Consider the following 19,201-nt stretch of genomic DNA (forward strand, 5'->3'; position numbering starts at 1 on the left):
CCCTCATCCTCCGATCGGAGGATGGGTGCCGGCCGGGCGGATGGAGCCCGGCCGGCAGGCACCGCGTTCTGGCCGCCAGGGCTGATGCCGGCTCAGAACGCGACGCGGAGGCCCCCTTTCGCAGTTCCGGTGCGGCTCTGGTCGGACATCACCATGCCCTCCACAGCACCGAACACGGACAGATTTCGACTGGTGCGATAGTCGAGGCCGAAGCCTACGACTCCACCCACGGTGCTGCGGCTGCCGGGCGTGACGAAGGACAGGCTCTGGCCGAGGAGCACCGTGTTGATGCCGGTGTCGCCCACGCGCTGAAGCGCGATCACGCCGCCATGGATATTGGCCTTGAGCTCGCCGCTGTCGAAGCGCGTCACCCGGGAGAGATCGACCTCGCCGCGCTCTTCGAAATCCTGCAGCGTGCGACTGCCGACCGACAAGCCCTGTGCGGAGCCGGCCTCGCTGTAGCCGTCGAACCGGCCGGCGACGTAGCGCAGCCGCGCGGTCGGGGTCAGCAGATAGCCGTTACCGACGTCCAGCTTGTAGCCGTAGGCGATTTCCGGGCTAACATACCAGCCGCTGTAGTTGGCCGTCGCCGTCTCCATCCCGCCGACGGCGGTGTTGTTGAGGACCAACCGCCGCGATTTGTTGTCGGCATTGCCGCCCTGGATGGTGAAGTCGAAGAACTGTGAGGCCCATTCGAAGCGGCTGTAGGCGCCGGCGAAGACGTAATTGGTGTCGACCGACTGCGAATTCAGCGCAACCGAGAGACCGCCCTGCCCACCGCCGAGGAAGGCTCCGACCAGCCAGTCCGGCTGCATCTTGCGGTCGATGCCGATAGCACCGCCCCAGGCCGTCGAGGCCGCGCGTAGGGTCGCAGCAGTCTCGTCCTGGATGCGCTGACCGCCAAAGCTGTTGGCCCACACCGTGATCGGCGCCGGATCCGTCCAGAGGCTGTGCGGCGCCTTGGTGACGGCACCTACCTGCGCGGTCTCCGGTGCATAGGCCATCGCCATCATGTTGCTGCCGGCTCCGCCCGCACCACCGCTCAGGCGGCCCTGGACGAGCGAGGACACGCCGCCGGTGAAGTCCATCAGCGTGCGATCAGTCTGGGCGAGCGCGGTGGGATCGAGAGTCGCGAGCGCCAGACCGGAGGCGACCGACGGGCCGTTGAAATTTCCTCCGGAAATATTGGTGTTGATGGTGCCGTTGAAATTGGTGAACGTCGGCAGCGCGACGCTGGTCAGCGACGATACCTTGCTGTTGATCGGCGTGAGGTTGACGTTCACGACGTCGTTGCCGAAGCCGAAATCGACCACACCATTGATCTTCGAGCCCGGCAGCAGTGTCAGCGTATCGGCCTTCTCGGAGAGCAGGATGGCCGTGCCGCCGGTGCCGGTGATCGTGCCGGAGTTCGTGATGTTCGCCGCTTCCCCGACCTTCAGACCGATCTTGCCGGAGATGGAGCCCGTGTTGACGATCGTTGCGGCTGTGTTGGTCGCAATGCCGGCAACGCCCCCCGAGATGCTGCCGGCGTTGCTGATCGCACCGACGCCCAGCACAAAAATGCCATCGACGGTGCCGGAAATGATGCCGCCTGCCGCGTTCGAGAGATTGAGGCCGCCACCGGCCAGGACTGCGTTTCGTCCGGAGATGACGCCGGTGTTGACGATATCGGCTTGCCCGCTGGTGTCGATGCCACTCAACGCCCCCGTGATCGTTCCCGAATTATTCAACGTCAGCGCACTGAACGTCTCGATTGCCGCCTCTCCTGCTGAACGAAGCGTGCCTGAGTTCGTGATATCAGCGATGCGGGCATTGACGGCATTGGCATTGCCGGGATTGACGGTATTGGTGGACTCCACCGTGCCGGAACTGCTGAGCTTGACCTGGTCGGCGATGATCGCGAACTTCCCGGCGGAAATCAGCCCTCCCGAGGCGTTCGTGACGGTTGCCGTCGTCTGTGAAAACACCGCGGCTCCGTTGACCGGCCCCCCTTTGATCGTGCCGGCGTTGGCGATGGTCGCTCCGGCTCCGGCAAAAATGGCCTGGGAATTGTCGCTGGTGGACTGGATCGTACCGCCGTTGTTGCTGACGGTGACGGCACCCGACGGCGACCGGATGGCATTGAAATCGCCCGAGATGATGCCCGTGTTGGCCGTCACGTTCACCGTGCCGGCAAGGATCGCCATGCCGCCCGGACCCGACGCGAGAATCTGTCCGGCATTGGAGACGTTGGCCGTCACCGCATTGATGGCAGATCCGTCGTTTTCGAACACCGAGATCGTGCCGCCGCTGCTGTTCGTGACGGTTGCGGTATTGGCGGCCACGGCCATGGCGCCCGCGGAGATCGTGCCCGAATTCGAGGATACCACGACTGTTACCGCGGCAATCGCTTTGCTTCCGTTCGCCAGCCCTTGGATCATGCCGGCGTTGGCGACCGTTGCCGTGCCCTGGCTGAGAATGGCGGTGCCATCTGCATTGTTCGCGACGATCGTACCGCCGACATTGTTGGTGATATCAGCTGCGGTCTGAGCGGAGATCCCCCTGTCGCCACCAAAGATACTCTTGGTATTGCTGGCAACGGTCACAGAGTCGGCGCTGATTGCGTACAATCCGGCAATAGCGCCTGCGTTGTCGATGAGCGCCTTGCCTTGCGCCGTGACTCCGATGCCGGTGGGGCCAGCTGAAATGCCCCCGTTGACGCCGTTGGTGATCGTGGCGTCGGCCTCCGCGAATATCCCAGTCGTGGCACCAAAGATAGTGCCGCTGTTGGCGGTCAGGTTGACGATATTTCCCCGGAGCCCGACCCCACCGGCGCTGCTCGCAAAGATCGATCCCTGATTGCTCACATTCAATGTGCCGAGGCTCCTGACGGCGATAGCGTTGATACCAGCTACTGAAACGAGACCAGAGCTACCGTTGTTCGTCAGGTCGAGGTCTCTGCCGGCATCGATGCCGGTCGCGCCGCTGACTGCCACGGAGCCTCCCACGATGGTGCCGGCATTGTTGATGCCGCCCCGGTCCAGTGTGATGCCTGATTTCGTGCCGATCACCTGTGAACCGGACGTCAGGTTGATCGTGTTGCCGGCGTCGGTTGCCGTCCCATATCCGCTGGTGCCGTTCGCATCGGTTGTCGTTCCGGTACAGGTCACGACCACACCATTGACCGGAGACGTCGGCGTGCAGGCGGCTTCGGCGCGATCTAGCGTGATCAGCGGCACGGCCAGCAGCGAGGGAGCAAGCAGGCATATCGATCGCCGTACCAAACGCCGCCGTTCAATCCCGTTCAGAGCTGTCACGTTCATTTCCATTTCCCCACTGCCCCATCGGCGCAAGATGGCGGCCGACGGCTCGACGTTGGTCTGCACGCGACGACGCCGTCATTTGACGGCGAAGGACGCTTCCGATTCGCGCAGATCAAAATTAGAGAGAAGGTCGACTTGCAGCTTGGACGAGAACGACGCTATTCATGCTCCAAACGAACCGACGCATTCGGTTCAGCGCTGTTGCAAATCTACGTCACGACTGCCGGCTCAGAACGCGACGCGAAGGCCGCCCTTGGCTGTGCCGGTGCGGCTCTGGTCGGACATCATCATGCCCTCGACCGCGCCGAACACGGACACGTTGCGGCTGGTGCGATAGTCGAAACCGAGGCCAGCCACCGCACCGACGACGCTGCGGCTGCCGGGCGTGACGAACGAGAGGTTCTGCCCTAGCAGCACCGTGTTGATGGTGGTGTCGCCGGCCCGCTGCAGCGCGATCACGCCGCCATGAATATTGGTTTTGAGCTCGCCGTCTGCGAGGCCCGTGACACGCGAGAGATCGATCTCGCCGCGCTCTTCGAAATCTCCGAGCGTGCGGCCGCCGACCGACAGTCCCTGCGCCGAACCGGTCTCGCTGTAGCCGTCGAACCGGCCGGCGACGTAGCGCAGCCGCGCCGTCGGGGTGAGCAGATAGCCGTTGCCGATCCTGAGCTTGTAGCCGTACGAGACTTCCGGGCTGACGTACCAGCCGCTGTAGGTCGCCCTCGCCGTCTCCATGCCACCGATTGCGGCGCTGTTCAGCACCAACCGGCGCGATTTGTTGTCCGCGTTGCCGCCCTGGAGCGTGAAATCGAAAAACTGCGAGGCCCATTCGAAGCGGCTGTAGGCGCCGGCGAACACGTAATTGGTGTCGACCGATTGCGAGTTGAGATCGACCGTGAGGCCGCCCTGCCCACCGCCGAGGAAGGCGCCGACCAGCCAGTTCGGCTGCACCTTGCGGTCGATGCCGATCGCACCGCCCCAGGCCGTCGAGGTCGCGCGCAACGTCGCGGCGGTTTCGTCCTGAACGCGCTGGCCGCCAAAGCTGTTGACCCAGACCGTGATCGGCGCCGGATCTGTCCACATGCTCTTCGGCGCCTTGGTGAAGGGACCTGCCTGCGCGCTCTCTGGCGCATAAGCCATCGCCATCATGTTGCCACCGGTCGTCCCGCCGCCGTTCAAACGACCCTGCACCAGCGACGACACGCCGCCGGTGAACTCCATCAGCGTGCGGTCGGTTTGCGCCAGCGCCGTCGGATCCAACGTTGCGAGCGTCGTGCCGGAGACGACTGACGGACCATTGAAGCCCGACGTGATGGTGTTGATCGTGCCGTTGAAATTGATGAAGGTCGGCAGGTCGATCGTTGTCAGCGACGATACCCTGCTACGCACTCCGAAGTCGACGTTGACGACGTCGTTGCCGAAACCGAAATCGACCACGCCGTCGATCTTCGAGCCCGGCAGCAGCGTCAGCGTGTCCGCGTTGGCGGAGAGCTTGATCGCCGTGCCGCCGGTGCCGGTGATCGTGCCGGAGTTCGTGATATCCGCTCCGCCCTTCACCAGCACGCCGGTCTGACCGGAGATCAAGCCCGAGTTGATGATGGTTGCGGCGCCGTCGACCGACACGCCGCGCACGCCTGTCGAGATGATGCCGGCGTTGTTGATGGTGGCGGCTCCCCCAACGGAGATGGCCTCGGCGTCCGGCGCGCCGGTGATCGTGCCGGAGTTGCTCAATGTCAGCACATCGAACGCTTGAATGGCGGCGCCGTCGTTCGCTCGAATCGTGCCGGAGTTTATGATCTCGGCCGTCCGGGCATCGACGCCGGCGGCCAAGAAACTCGACTCCACGATACCCGCATTGTTGAGCTTGACGTTGACGGCGCTGATCCCGAATTGGCCGCCGGAGATGAGCCCGCCGGCGGCGTTGGCGACCGTCGCCGTGCCATCCGCTCGTATTCCGATTCCGCCGCCTGCGCCCCCCTTGATCGTGCCGGCATTGACGATGGTCGCGTCCGTTTTGGCGAACACCGCGGTGGAATTGAAGTTCGTACTTTGGATCGTGCCGCCATTGTTGTTGACCGTCACGGAACCCGACGGCGATCGAATCGCATTGAACTCGCCCGAGATCGTGCCGGTGTTGGCCGTCACATTGACCGTTGTGGCCAGGATACCGATGCCGCCCGCATTCGATGCAAAGATCTGTCCGGCATTGGCGACATTCGCGAGCCCCGCATTAATGGCGGATCCATTGGCGTCGTCGGCCGATATAGCTCCGGAGCTGCCGTTCGTGACGGTTGCGATATTGGCAACAATGCCCTGCGCACCGGCCTCGATGAGGCCGGAATTCGAGGACACCACAACCGTCGTCGCTGCAATGGCCCGGCTTCCCACCGTACGCCCCTCAATCTCGCCGGCGTTGGCAACCGTCACAATGCTCCCGCCCGATATGGCGACGCCGTTCATAAGGGCAGCTTGAATGTCACCAGTTGCGCCATTGTTGATCGTGGCCGCGCCGGCGGAGGAGATGCCGGCCGCGCCTCCCGCAATTGTGCCGGTGTTGCTCGCGACAGTCACGGTTCCGGCGCTAATCGCAACGCTGCCGTTCGATGTAGCGAAAAATGTGCCGTCATTGTTGATGAGGGCGCTACCGGACGTCATGATCGCAGCGGCGTTCAATCCGTTTGTAACGACCGAGCCGGAGCTGGTGTTGTTGACCGTCACAGCGGTGGTTGCGAGGATTCCAAACCGGAGTCCATCGACTTGGCCGGAGTTCGTGGTCAGGTTGACGACGTTTGCCTGGATCGCGATTCCACCTGTGGCAATCGCGTAGATGCCTGCTGCATTCTCGATATTCACGGTACCGGGGCTGCTGATGGCGATCGCGTTGGTCCCAAGGGCCTGAACGCGATCTCCCGTGTTCTTCAATTCGAAATCCCCGCCGGCCGCAATTCCGGTCGCGCCGTTCGACGCCGCGCTGCCGCCCAGGACTGCGCCGGCATTGTTGATCGAGCCCTGGTTAAGCGTGATGCCGGAGGTCGTGCCGTTCAGGAATGTGCCGGCCACCACATTGATGGTATTGCCGGTGTCGGTTGCCGATCCATAGCCGATCGTTCCGTTCGCATTGGTTATCGTTCCGGAACAGGTGACGACCGCGTTATTGACCGGCGACGGCGGCGTGCAAGCAGCTTCCGCGGACTCAGCCATGATCCAAGGCGCCAGCAGCAGCGCGGACGCCGGAATCCGCAGCAAGCGACGGCTGACGGTCCCAAGAAGCCTTCGTTTCATATCCATTCCCCGGTCGATGCCCTTCGCCAAAAGGGCGCGAAGGCCTATTGCGGCCGACCTCATCCGAATGGAGGAGGCCCGCCACGGCGAACTGGATTCGCCGACCGTTAGAGTAGGAATGGCCGTCGCATTCGACTTGGACGAAAGCGACCGGACCTGGGCTTAAAACGAACTGACGCCGTTTCGCCAGGCACTGATGCAGAGTTGCGACACCGTCGCCTCAGGCATTACGCCTGGTCCCAACCCGCCTTCTCGGCGCTCTCGGCCCAGACCGCAGCGCGGTAGATCTCGCGCCCGCCAGCGTCCCTGACGCGGATCCAGGCATCGCGATCGCGTAGATCGTCGCGCCAGACGAACAGGTGTCTTGCCATCTCATCCGCAACCACGAAGGTCGCCTTGGCATGCTCGAAAACCATGCCGCCCGGATCGATCTTGACGACATTGCCGACCAGGAGATCGAAGAAGAAACGGCGCATTCAATACTCCAATCGGCGGCGCCGCACGCAACGCTGCGTCATTCCCTATTCCACGCGCCAGAATACGTAGTCGGCCGAGTACGGCACGCTGCGATAGGTCCCCGCCTGCTCGCATGTCCCGTGGGCCGCGCCGCCTCTCGTGTTGATCCGTTGGACATGGCTGACGCCGTAGAACAGGCCATCGCCGCTCTGCGCGATCACGCCGAATTTGAGCCAGGGCAGATCGTCGGAATTCCGGCCCGCCACCTGGGCGACGATCTTCGCTTTCACGGAGCTGCCGTCCCTGTGCTCCCACGTCAGCGTGCTGGCATCGACAGCTTTCCACTGGAGCGCGGCATAGTGGCGGCCGACGGAATTGTCACCGTCCATCAGCGTCGCCGCCGGCTCGCGGGCCTGCCAGACCAGTTGATGCGCGGCGTCGGGCCGGCATTCGTAGATCTGCACCCCCTCGGCATGCAGGACTGTGCCAGGAATCTCTCCGGGAACCCTGATCTCGTCCGGCGTCCTCGCCCAGGCCGACGCTCCATAGAGCACACCCGCAACAGCGACACCTCTGCTCAGCAATCGCGCAATAGCCATGCCTTCACGATCAAGGATCATGTCAAATATTCCCAAGAAGAATTCCCAAGCCCGCATTGAAATCGGCGGCTCGGTCAAATTCGCCGGGAGGCATTCAACCTGCCGTGCCGCTCCTGACGTCGCTCGGCGTGGCCGCATAGGCTCGCCGGAAGCAGCGGTTGAAATAAGAGAGATCGCCGAAGCCGACGTCGTAGGCGATCGAGGACACCGGACGCTCGGCAAATTCCGGTTCCCGCAACATGCGATGGGCACGCTTCAGACGTTGCTCGATCAGGAAGGAGGAGAACGTCTTGCCGTCGACCTCGAACAGCCGCTGGAGGTAGCGCGGCGTGACGCCGAGCTCCTGCGCAACACCTCCGACTGAAAGGTCCTGCCGCCAGCAATTGTTGACGATCAGGAATTTGGCCTTGCGCAAGCGGGCTGCCTTCGCGCCGCGCCGGCCGGCGCTTTCCCTGATCTCGTCGGTCGGACCGAGTACCAGCGCCAGGAGATCGTGCAAATGCCCGGCGCCGAGCTCGCGCAATGCGGACGTCGCCAATGCGTGCTCCCGCAACAGCGATGTGGCGTAGTCGACAAGCACCCTGATTTCCGCCTGCCGATCCCCGATAACGCGCATCACGGCATCATCGACGTCCATGATGATCGGCGCGAGCACCCGCCGCGGCACGAACAGCGAGAAGCAGTCTCCTGCCACGAACCGTTCGAGGGTCATGGCGTCCTCGGCGCTTGCCAGCACGGCGTCTCCGGGACCTAGCAACAGGTCGCGTCCGCGCCCCGTGACCCCGACGGTTCCAGACCGATTGACCACCAGGGCAAGACTGTCGTCGCCGTCGACAGCGAGTTGCCGGGAACGAACGAGCTTGGCCCCGAACAGCGTGCCAAGGAGCAATTGGACATCGGGCAGTGAATGCGCGGTCAGGTTTGCGATGATGGGCTCGCCATCACGAATTTCGAGCTCGGCCTTCACCAGGCCGCGGCAGTAGAAATCGCGCAGCGTGGTGACGCGCTCGCTTTCCGGAATGTCGTTCGACGAAACTCTGAGGATGGAAACATCATCATTGCTGCTCATTGTAATCCCTCCAATCGACGAGCAGGCTCGGCCACGCGCTGTTGTTCCCCGCACTCGTATCCGGTGCCGCGCATTGTCGTTGTGGCGCGCATTGCCTTTCTCATTTCAGAAACCGCCTATACGAAAGTGTCAAATGACAAGCGTCATACGTTCGGAGGACGAATGCAGCCTGGTCTTCACAATGCATTGAGATCGCGCAATCGTGCCGCGCGCGATGTGAATTGGATCACACGGCGTCGTCTGAACCGGCCGGCAGCGCGAACGGAGCAGCAAAGCCTGCGGCGATCTTCACGAGATCGGCCTGCCTGCCGGCGCCGGTCTTCTCGAACAAGCGGCCCAGATGGGTTTTCACCGTAGTCTCGGCAATTCCGAGCTTTTCCGCGATGTCGGGAACGCCACCGAGCTCGACGATGGCCATCAGAACACGCAGCTCAGACGGCGTCAGCCTGAACGCGGCAGCGATGGCCGCCGTTGCGAGTTGCGGCACCATCGAGGCCTTTTGCAGGAACAGCGCCGTGGCTGCGCCATCGCGCTGCAGCGCGCGTTCGTGCGTGAGCGGAAAGACATGAGCCAGATAGTGCTGACCGTCGGCCGACGTCATCAGCTCGATCTTGCGGCGGTCGGTCGAATGGGTTCCGTCGTCGGCAACGACATCGAACAAGCTGCGGAATATTTTGTCGGCCTGGGTGTTACGGGCCACGATGCGATCACCCACGATCGCGATCAGACCGCCGTCAGCGAGCATTTGCCGGCAGGCCGCGTTGGCATGGACAACCCGCCCCTCTCCGTCGAAAAGGCAGATTGCCGTGCTCAGACGGTCAAGAACTTCTGCGAGGTCAGCCACGGTGTGCGATCGCGCCCTGATCTGCCGACCCATGACACGGGAGCGTTGGATGTGCGGCGCAATCAACCGCATGCGCTCGCGCATCGAATCATCGACGGCACCGCGTGATCGGCCGCGCATCACCTGGAGAATGGTCGTGCGTGCGCTCGAGCGCTCGAGCGTAACGCTTGCGAGGTCGACCGCGCCCTGCGGTTCCACCCATTCCCGATAGAAGCTGGTGGTCACGAAGTCCGAATAGGGCATCACATCGGCAACGCCGATGGTCTGTTCGACGGCAAGCCTGAGGTGGCGATCGAGCAACGGATCGAGCTCGACATACCGGTCTCGGTAGAGCTCGCGAAAGCGGAGGTCCGTCCCATAATGCTGGTGGATTTCGATCGAGAGCCTGGCTGCATCCCGCGAGAGAATGGTCACGGCCGAGCCGCCGACGAAACCTGCAACCTGCTCGAGAGCGGTGTTTCGCTGCGCCGGATTGACTGCCGCATCGTAGATCTCGCCGACCAGCGAGGAGAGCCTGTTCGCCTCGAGGGTCGTCATCGCGCGGGCAAAGCGGTCGGGAGGCTGACGACGAAGGCGGACCGGCCGGCCGTCGTCAACGAGGAGCAAACGTCAGATAAAAATGCTGGAATATCGAACATCGTCCTTGCGTAACGTCAACCGCAGGGTGCGGCTTGGACGTTTTCGCCAAAGACTAGGATAAATGCGAACAGCGAGCGGACTGTGTGCCGTGCATCACGCGCCCTCTCGCTATTGCGATCGCCTCTTGCTCAAGTCCTGTCTGCCAATATCCGCAGCATCGGCAATTTATTTCCTGTTCTCCTCGCAAAATTTCAGCGCGGCGAGTGCCTCGCCGGCGCGCGGGATCTGCATCTCGATGCTGTCGTCATCGTCATCGTCGAAATCGAGCGTAAGACGCTTGGCTTTCGACAGGCGGTCCATGATGGACTGATCGTACTCGAAGATGCCGCGCACCGTGGTCTTGTCCATGACCTCCCACTTCGCGTTCGACATGATGTCGGCGTCGTCAGTGCCGACGTCGGCCCTCAGGATCTCGCCGATCTTGTCCCACTCCCAGCCGTCGTAGATCATCACGATCACGATGGCTTTGTCCGAATAGGTGATCACGATGACGTAGTCGCGGTTCTCGTCATCCTTGTCCTTGTAGCCCCGGCTGGCGTTGCAGTGGGCGTCTTGGGTGCGCTTCTCGATAGTCCAGTCGCCGACCTTGGACTGCTGCGCGATCACAGGGCCGGCACCCAGGCGCCGGAGAGCAGCGCGGCCGCAAGAAGGAGTCGTTTCATCTCAGCCTCCAGCGTTTCCCCTGCGCAAGCTGACCACCACTCCCGGCAGGCCGCAAGGGCCTCAACCGGCACGCTCCGGCCGATGGCGGACAGCGCGAACCGCCCTAGGTGCGCCGCGGCACGATTGCGATCGGGGTGAAGGTGTAAACTTCCTCGCCGTTCTGGTTGAACATGGTCCACTTCACCAGCGCGATACCCTGCGGCTTCGACTTCGACGGCGTCAGGCTCATGACCTCGCCGACCAGATGCAGGCGGTCATTCGGGCGTACTGGGATGGTCCAGCGCAGCCCGTCGACGCCGGCACCGATCAACGGGTGCGGACCGAAAGGGCGGGTCTGGATTGCGAGGTTCATCGCGATCGCCGCGGTGTGCCAACCCGAGGCAGCCAGGCCGTTGAACAAGGTTTGCTTGGCGGCCTCGTCGTCCAGATGCATCGGCTGCGGGTCGAACTCGGCGGCAAAGCGCTTGATGTCGGCCTCGGTGACCTCGACCTCGGGGGATTCGAAACGCATGCCGACGATGAGATCGTCGAACCAGGCGACCTGTGCCATGATTTTGCCTCGAAATAGGACGCACCGCCCGCGTGTCACGCACGGCCAAGGGATACAAGGGATAGCTGGCCCCGGGGATGTAGCGGTTTAGCCGCTCGCAGGCCAGCTCCCGGTTCCCCGCGAAACCCCTTTCCCAATTCGACGAAACACGCCTGAAACAGATAGCCGGTTATCTGGTTGTCAAAATCATACAGGGACGTGCGTCATGCAATTCATCCTCGACCTGATCGGCGAATATGCCTGCTGCCAATACCTCGTCGCCAAGCCGCTTGGGGAGGACGAGCTATGATCGAACTGATCTCAGCCCTCCTCGTGCTTTGCAGCATCGGCATCTTTGCAGCGCATGCGCTGGATGCCTATCGCACCACGCACTCCTGAACTGCCTACCCGCCGATCCGGAGCGTTAGAACGGCCGCCGGTAAAAATGCTCCGAATGCGTTGCCGGCGGAAATCGGTTGGCGAGCGCCAGCGCCCCCTTCTCGTCCGTCTCGAGCGCGATCTTCTGCGCCAGCATCACGTCGCCCGGCACCAGGAAGCCTGACGGGACGAAGCACCATCCCATCGTTGCAAGCCCCGCCTCGTCGATCTCGTGGACGTTGGCAGCGGTGCCGTAGTGAATGCGGTAGCGCTTGCCGGTGTCGCAGCCGATGACGTCGAAATGCCGGTGCTGCTCGAATTGCGCGCGCTGCTCTACAGTCAGCCATTCAGACAAAAGCCGCCGGCCGCGCGCCTCGGGCGTGTTCTCGCCGAAGAAGCGCCGGTAGAGCTCGCGGAGCGCGTGCAGACGCGCTCGCGCGGGCGCGCGAAGCCTGAAGACCGCGATCATGAGCCGTTCAGATCAACCGCCGACCAGGCGAGGATAGAACAGCGTTTCCTGCGCGGTCGGGTCGAACGATTTGATACGCGTGACTTCGCCCGGTCCGGTCCGGTACGCGGCGGTAAAGCCCGCGCCGGTCAGCTCCCGAAAGCGTTGTTCGGCCCGCGCCAACGCTTCGGCATTTTCTGGATCAAACTCGTGGCGCGTATCGCCGGTCTGGTCCATCACGATCTGGGTAGCCATGTTGAGTCTCCTCATGCCCAGCCCTGAACTTGATCAAAGCAAACCTCGTGCCGTCGGTTCCTGAATGCAACAACTTTCTCTGATGCGCGCAGTCACGCCTTGCGGAGCTAGTTAGCGCGCTGCCGCCGCTCCGCCACCCCCGTCGATCTGCCGGCCCATCAGCGCGATGGCCTTCTGGTAGACGCCGGCTGCATTCCACGCCTGGATGGCGGCGAAATTCGGCTCGCCCGGCTGGTAACCGGCTCCCGCGCGCCAGCCATTGGCCTTGAGGAAGTTCGCGGTCGAACTCAGCGCGTTGGCGGCGACCTCCAGATTGCCGGTGCCATAGGCCAGGATGTTCTTGGGCATGAACTGGGTCTGGCCGACCTCGCCATGCATGGAGCCGCGGGTCGCCCCCGACAGTACGCCGCGGTCGACCAGCTTCAGCGCCGCATAGAGCTGCTCGGTGAAGAACTCAGGGCGACGGCAGTCATAGGCCAGCGTCGCAATCGACGAGAGCATGTTCTGGTTGCCGCGCTGGCTTCCGAATCCGGTCTCCATGCCCCAGATCGCGATCAAGGGGCCCGGCGGCACGCCGTAGCGTTGCTCGATCGAGGCAAACATCGCCGCCTGCGACTGCTTCAGCGACCGCCCGCGCGCGACGATGGTAGTGGCGCCACGCTTGGCCAGGAACTGATCCAGGGACAATGAAAAGCTGTGCTGGCTGCGATCCGCATTGATGGTGGCGCTGGCGTAATTGGTCTGCATCAGCGCCGAGATCGCGGTCTGACCGATGCCCTTGCCCTGCGCCTCCGCGCTGAACTCCCGCTTCCAGGTTTCAAAACCGCCGGGCCCGTTGCCGCATTGTGCGGCATGGGCGGCAGGGATCAGGGACAACAGTAGCGCGGCCGCGCCGATCACCGCCGTCGCAACGGTCCTACTCTCAGTCATTCCAGCGTTCCCTTCTCACGACTTTGCGCGACCGGCTCGCGCACGGCGCATGATCCTACGTCAGCCGGGCGCGCTCAAGCCCCGACCGATGCAATCAATGCAAGCATTATCCTTGACATGACTCAAACGCTTAGCGTGAGCGATCCGCCCCCAGCAAGAAATCCACCATGATGCTCTGGTGCTGCTGGTACATGTCGGTCCCGGTTGCGGTGACGCAGCCGAGCTTGCGTGCTTCCACGATGAAGGGCGAGATTTCCGGCTTGGTGATCACGCAGCCGCAATAGGCCGACGGCGCCAGTCGCGTGACGTCGACCGGGAACGGGTCGCCATCCTTCATTCCGGCGGGCGTGGCATTGGCGATGAAATCGAAGCCTGCGGGATCGATAGCGCCTGGCCGCACGGGCGCCTTGCCGAGATCGTTGAGACGGCCGATCAGCGCGTCGCGGCGTTCGGCCGCGCTGTCGTGAATAGCGAGCTCCCTGACGCCGCCCTCGACCAAGGCTAGCGCGATAGCCGAGCCAGCACCACCCGCACCGACGAGAAGCGCCCGCATACCGCGCGGGTCAATCCCCTTCACCCGCGCCGCGCCGAGGAAGCCGAGACCGTCCACCATGTCGCCGTGCCACGTGCCATCCGCACGGCGGCGCATCAGGTTGACAGCACGCAGGAAGTGCGCGCGATCGGTCGCGCTGGCACAGGCCTGATAGCAGGCGAATTTGTGCGGGATGGTCACGACAATGCCGTCGAGGTTCTTCAGCCGGTTCGCCACCGACAGGAAGTTTGGCAGATCGGCGGTCGCGACCTGAACCGGAACGAGGATGCCATCATGGCCGCGGGCTGCGAACTCCGCCGATACCCCTGCGGGTGAGCGCACCTGCGCAATGGGATCGCCGACGATGACGTAGAGTCGCGTCGCGCCGGTAGGAGCCGGGATCATGCCGTTCATGCCGGAGCCGAAGCGTTGTCGCTCTTCGCGTTAGCGTCATAGATCAATTCCAATCCCTCCAGATTGCCTTCCTTCCGCCATTTGGCGAGCAGCCGGAGAAAGGCCACCGGCCCGCGCCAATACTGGCTGTTCCGCGCGGCCACCGGATCGAACACACCTTCATTGTTGTAGTAGCCGGGCGTGCATTCGGCGAGATAGGTCTGACGGCCGACCGCGGCCTTGACGACCTCGTCGACCCAGGCATTCTCGGCCGCAAGCGTCGGCTCCAATGTCCTTGCGCCACGCTTGCGCGCCTCTGCGATGACATAGGCGATGTGCTGCGACTGCTCGTCGATGATATGCGGAAAGTTGGCGCTCTGGCCGGCTTGCACCGTCACGATGAGGAAGCAGTTCGGAAAGCCGCGGCTGTAGAAGCCATGCATCGTCTTGACGCCATCGCGCCAGCGGTCCGACAGGCTCACGCCGTCGCGGCCGTAGACTTCAAAGCCCATGCGGCGCGCATAGTCGGTGCCGACCTCGAAACCGCTGGCATAGATCAGACAGTCGAGCTCGTAGGCCTTGCCGTCGACGACGACGGCTTTCTCCGTGATGCGCTCGACGCCCCTGCCCTTGGTGTCGACGAGATGCACGTTGGGACGATTGAACGTGTCGAGGTAGTCGTCATGAAAGCACGGCCGCTTGCAGAACGCCTTGTACCAGGGTTTGAGCGCCGCAGCGGTCGCCTCGTCGTTGACAACGGCGTCGACCCGGGCGCGGATCTCCTCCATCTTGCAATAGTCGGCCTGCTCGATCACCTTCAGCGCCTCTTCCATCGAGGTCACCGGCTGCGGCTGGCGGCGCGGCGCCAGCAGGATCTCGCCGAGCAGGCCAGTCCAGCCATCCTGCACCAGATCACGCTCGAACGGCTCGCCCGAGATCACCGCGGTGAAATTGTCCATGCGCTCACGCTGCCAGCCGGGCTTCAGGCTCTCCACCCAAGTTGGATCCGTCAATCGGTCGTCGCGGACGCCGATCGCGGACGGCGTCCGCTGGAACACGTAGAGCTCTTTCGCCGAACGACCGAGATGCGGCACGCACTGCACGGCGGTGGCGCCGGTGCCGATGATCCCGACACGCTTGTCGGCAAGGCCGTCGAGGCCGCCCTCCGCGCCGCCGCCAGTGTAGGCATAGTCCCACCTGCTGGTATGAAAGCTGTGGCCTTTGAAGTTCTCGATGCCGGGAATGCCCGGCAGCTTCGGCCGGCTCAACGGACCTCCGGCGAGGATCACGAAGCGCGTGCGGATACGATCGCCGCGGTCGGTCTCAACCAGCCAGCATCCTTCCTGCTGCTGCCAGATCATGCGCGAGATGACGGTCTGAAACAGCGCTCGCTCGTAGAGGCCGAAGTGACGGCCGATGCGGCGCGAGTGCTCGTAGATCTCCGGCGCGCGTGCATATTTGCGCACCGGCATATAGCCGGTCTCCTCCAGCAGCGGCAGATAGATGTAGCTCTCGGTATCGCAGGCAGCACCTGGATAGCGATTCCAGTACCGGGTGCCGCCGAAATCGGCGGCCTTTTCCACGATGCGGAAATCGGACATGCCGGCTTCGCGCAGGCGCGCGCCACAGAGCAAGCCGCCGAAGCCGCCGCCGACGATGACGACCTCGGTCTCTTCGCTGACGGCCGCGCGCGCAAATTTGGCATCGGCCCAGGGATCGTCGAGATAGTGGGCAAAGCCGCCGACTGCCTCGACATACTGCGCCTTGCCCTCGGAGCGCAGGCGCAGGTCGCGCTCGTCGCGATAGCGCGCGCGCAAGGCCTGGATGTCGATGTTAGGCGCGCCAGCTGCACCGGTCTTGTGTCTTTCCGCTGACATCGATCTCCTCCACGGCGGCCGCGGCGTCGGCCTGCAGTTTACGCCAGTTAGCCCTGAAAAAGTGACGCGTGCAATCGCATCAGCCGCTTTTTGCGTGGACGTCGCGTGACGTTCCGCTACCTTGAATGCAATCGCACATGCGTCGCGCAACGACACGCCTTTTCGGAGGGGACAATGCAGGGACTGATGATGGACATGCCGCTGCTGATCAGTGGCCTGATCCAATATGCCGCCGATTATCACGGCGAGGCGGAGATCGTCGCGCGCGAGATCGAGGGCGACATCCATCGCTACACCTATGCCGAGGCCCATCCGCGCATCAAGCGCATGGCGCTGGCGCTCAAGCGGCTCGGCATGAAACCAGGGGACCGCGTCGGCACGCTCGCCTGGAATACGCATCGTCACTTCGAGATGTTCTATGCAGCGCCGGGCATGGGCTACTTGCTGCACACCGTCAACCCGAGGCTGTTTCCCGAACAACTCGTCTACATCATCAATCACGCCGAGGACCGCATTCTGTTCGTCGACCGTGCGACGCTGCCGATCGTCGAGGCGATCGCGCCGCAGTTGAAGACAGTTGAAGCTTACGTGATCATGTCCTCGCGCGAACGTATGCCGGAGACGACCCTCGCGAACGTGCATTGCTACGAGGAGCTTCTGGACAAGGAGAGTGACGCTGGCTTCGTCTGGCCGGAGTTCGACGAAAAATCCGCTTCCACCATCTGTTATACATCGGGCACAACCGGGAATCCCAAAGGCGTGATCTATTCGCACCGCGCTGCGATCCTCCAGACCATGACCTGCTGCAACTTCGATTTCATTCCCGGGCATCTCGAAGGGGTGCGCGAGGTGATGATGCCGATGGCACCACTGTTCCACGGCAATGGCTGGAACATGCCGTTCACCGCGCCCTACACCGGCTCGAAGCTGGTGCTGCCCGGCCGCAATTACGAGCCCGACAAGCTCTATGAGCTGCTTGAAGGCGAGAGGGTGACGCTGTCCGCGGGCGTGCCGAGCTTCTGGCTGATCCTGCTCGACTGGCTTGGCCGCACCGGCAAGAAATTCTCGACGCTGCGCGCCACGCTGTCGTCGGGCTCGGCACCGCCGCGTGCGATGGTCGAGAAGCTCAAGCGCGACTACAATGTTGACTATATCCAGGCCTGGGGCATGACGGAGGCGTTGGGCTGCTCAATGCCGGGCTTAAGACCTGGCTCGGAGCATCTTAGCGAAACCGAAAAGTTCGACCGACGCCAGGTCTCGGGTCGCGCCTGCTTCGGCACCACCTTGCGCATCGTCGACGACAACGGCGTTGAGTTGCCGCGCGACGGCAAGACCGTCGGACACTTGCGTGCCCGCGGCCCCTGGGTCGCCTCCGGCTACATGAAGCTCGACGAAGGGCTCGACAACGACGGCTGGCTGATCACCGGCGACATGGCCGTAATCGACCAGCACGGTCACGTCACGCTCACCGACCGGTCCAAGGATGTGATCAAGTCAGGCGGCGAATGGATCTCCTCGATCCAGCTCGAGGACATCGCGCTGTCGCATCCCGACGTGCTGCAGGCAGCCGTCGTCGCCATCGCGCATGAGAAATGGCAGGAACGCCCCCTGCTCCTCGTCGTCCGCAAGAAGGGCGCGACAGTCGACGGCAAGACCCTGCTCGACCACATGCGTCCAAAGATCGCGAGCTGGTGGTTGCCGGATGCGGTCGAATTCCTCGACGAATTTCCGATGACCGGCACAGGCAAGGTGCTCAAATCGGCGCTGCGCGAGAAATTCAGGGGGTATCGCGTCGGGTAATCCAGCCCCTCGATATGCCGTCATCTTCATCTTTTGGTAGATTCGCCGACGATATATCCGAGACATCGCTAACCGCTGATCGAGGACATCATGGCGTTTTCCGGATTGGGCCTGCATCTCGGCAATCTATCGCGCCTGTCGAACGCGCAGACGCGTTCGATCAGCCCCGAGAACTTCACCGGCGAAAAGGGCAAGGGCGGCATGTCCGTCGACGGGCCCGCGGCACGCCAGGCCCGCGATCTCGGACAAGGCTGGAAGGTTTCGCCCTATGTCGTGATCGCCCCAGGCGCAACCTTCACGCTCGCCGACATCGAGGATCAGGGCGCCATCCAGCAGATCTGGATGACGCTGGCGCGCGGACGCCTGCGCCATTCGATCCTGCGGGTCTATTGGGATGACCAGACGCTGCCAAGTGTCGAATGCCCGGTCGGCGATTTCTTCGCCTGCGGATGGGAAGAATTTGCACAGGTGTCCTCGCTCGCGGTCTGCGTCAATCCGGGGCGGGCCTTCAACTGCTACTGGGAAATGCCATTCCGCAAGCACGCGCGCTTCACGCTGGAGAATCGCAGCGAGGAAGAGCTGACGGTCTATTACCAGATCAACTACACGCTGACCGAGGTGGCCGAGGATTGCGCCTATTTCCATGCGCAATTCCGCCGCGCCAACCCGCTGCCTTACAAGGACGTCTACACCATCCTCGACGGCGTCAGCGGGCACGGCCAATATGTCGGCACCTACATGGCCTGGGGCGTCAACAACAATGGCTGGTGGGGCGAAGGCGAGATCAAGTTCTTCATCGACGGCGACGGCGAATTTCCGACCGTCTGCGGCACCGGCACCGAGGACTATTTCTGCGGTGCGTACAATTTCGATCCCTATGTCGCGCATGCCGGCCAACTACAATCGCGCTATGTGGAATTCACCACGCCCTATGCCGGCCTGCCGCAGGTGATCCGTCCCGACGGCGTCTATAAATCGCAGCAACGCTTCGGCATGTATCGCTGGCACATCCCCGACCCGATCCGCTTTCAGAGCGACCTTCGCGTAACCATTCAGGCGTTGGGGTGGCTGCAGGGCATCAAGGACGCAAAGTATCTTCCGCTGCAGGACGACATTGCCTCGGTCGCATTCTGGTATCAGGCGCTACCGACGGCCCCGTTTCCGCAATTGCCTGGGCCGGACTATCTCGAAATCGGCTAGCCGAT

14 protein-coding genes and 1 pseudogene are annotated in these 19,201 nt (G+C 63.1%); 2 read left to right on the forward strand and 13 right to left on the reverse strand.

What is annotated here, in order from left to right:
* Positions 1–92: 92 nt before the first annotated feature.
* The 13 genes and pseudogenes from ACWAT4_RS24275 to ACWAT4_RS24335 all read right to left on the reverse strand — a co-directional run bounded on the left by ACWAT4_RS24275 (position 93) and on the right by ACWAT4_RS24335 (position 16,196).
* Positions 93–3,302 carry an autotransporter outer membrane beta-barrel domain-containing protein gene (locus ACWAT4_RS24275; protein WP_449728256.1) on the reverse strand — a complete coding sequence of 1,070 codons (3,210 nt, stop codon included), beginning with the start codon at positions 3,300–3,302 and terminating at the stop codon, positions 93–95.
* Between the two features lie 228 nt (positions 3,303–3,530).
* The gene (locus ACWAT4_RS24280) at positions 3,531–6,584 is read right to left on the reverse strand and encodes an autotransporter outer membrane beta-barrel domain-containing protein (protein WP_449728257.1); all 3,054 of its coding nucleotides are present in this window, start codon (positions 6,582–6,584) and stop codon (positions 3,531–3,533) included.
* 227 nt (positions 6,585–6,811) lie between these two features.
* Positions 6,812–7,060, reverse strand: a complete 249-nt coding sequence (locus tag ACWAT4_RS24285) for a DUF6894 family protein (protein WP_449728258.1) — start codon at positions 7,058–7,060, stop codon at positions 6,812–6,814.
* A 45-nt stretch (positions 7,061–7,105) separates the two neighbouring features.
* Positions 7,106–7,660 carry a DUF3455 domain-containing protein gene (locus tag ACWAT4_RS24290; protein ID WP_449728259.1) on the reverse strand — a complete coding sequence of 185 codons (555 nt, stop codon included), beginning with the start codon at positions 7,658–7,660 and terminating at the stop codon, positions 7,106–7,108.
* A gap of 73 nt (positions 7,661–7,733) precedes the next feature.
* Complete coding sequence (locus tag ACWAT4_RS24295; protein ID WP_212302619.1) at positions 7,734–8,708, reverse strand: AraC family transcriptional regulator; 975 nt, start codon at positions 8,706–8,708, stop codon at positions 7,734–7,736.
* Positions 8,709–8,934: 226 nt separating this feature from the next.
* A complete protein-coding gene (locus ACWAT4_RS24300) occupies positions 8,935–10,089 on the reverse strand; it encodes a helix-turn-helix transcriptional regulator (RefSeq protein ID WP_212302618.1) in 1,155 nt (384 codons plus the stop codon).
* A gap of 267 nt (positions 10,090–10,356) precedes the next feature.
* Positions 10,357–10,853: pseudogene (locus tag ACWAT4_RS24305) on the reverse strand (hypothetical protein).
* Positions 10,854–10,957: 104 nt separating this feature from the next.
* Positions 10,958–11,404: a MaoC family dehydratase gene (locus tag ACWAT4_RS24310; protein WP_449728260.1), complete on the reverse strand. Its 447-nt coding sequence runs from the start codon at positions 11,402–11,404 to the stop codon at positions 10,958–10,960.
* Between the two features lie 403 nt (positions 11,405–11,807).
* On the reverse strand, positions 11,808–12,230 hold the full coding sequence (locus tag ACWAT4_RS24315; protein WP_212302615.1) for a hypothetical protein: 423 nt from the start codon (positions 12,228–12,230) through the stop codon (positions 11,808–11,810).
* A 12-nt stretch (positions 12,231–12,242) separates the two neighbouring features.
* Positions 12,243–12,464, reverse strand: coding sequence for a hypothetical protein (locus tag ACWAT4_RS24320; protein WP_092230347.1), 222 nt, complete (start codon positions 12,462–12,464; stop codon positions 12,243–12,245).
* 111 nt (positions 12,465–12,575) lie between these two features.
* Positions 12,576–13,394 carry a lytic murein transglycosylase gene (locus tag ACWAT4_RS24325; protein ID WP_212302613.1) on the reverse strand — a complete coding sequence of 273 codons (819 nt, stop codon included), beginning with the start codon at positions 13,392–13,394 and terminating at the stop codon, positions 12,576–12,578.
* Positions 13,395–13,524: 130 nt separating this feature from the next.
* Entirely contained in the window at positions 13,525–14,331 is an 807-nt protein-coding gene (locus tag ACWAT4_RS24330; protein WP_449728261.1) for a shikimate dehydrogenase family protein, read from the reverse strand.
* A 5-nt stretch (positions 14,332–14,336) separates the two neighbouring features.
* Positions 14,337–16,196, reverse strand: coding sequence for a flavin-containing monooxygenase (locus ACWAT4_RS24335; protein WP_449728262.1), 1,860 nt, complete (start codon positions 16,194–16,196; stop codon positions 14,337–14,339).
* A 174-nt stretch (positions 16,197–16,370) separates the two neighbouring features.
* On the opposite strand from ACWAT4_RS24335, the gene ACWAT4_RS24340 reads away from it, so the two are divergent.
* On the forward strand, positions 16,371–17,996 hold the full coding sequence (locus ACWAT4_RS24340) for a long-chain fatty acid--CoA ligase (RefSeq protein WP_449728263.1): 1,626 nt from the start codon (positions 16,371–16,373) through the stop codon (positions 17,994–17,996).
* Between the two features lie 90 nt (positions 17,997–18,086).
* Positions 18,087–19,196 (forward strand): glycoside hydrolase family 172 protein, encoded by a 1,110-nt coding sequence (locus ACWAT4_RS24345; protein ID WP_449728264.1) that lies wholly within the window; start codon positions 18,087–18,089, stop codon positions 19,194–19,196.
* Positions 19,197–19,201: the final 5 nt, after the last annotated feature.

This window comes from Bradyrhizobium sp. T-1, assembly GCF_053592855.1.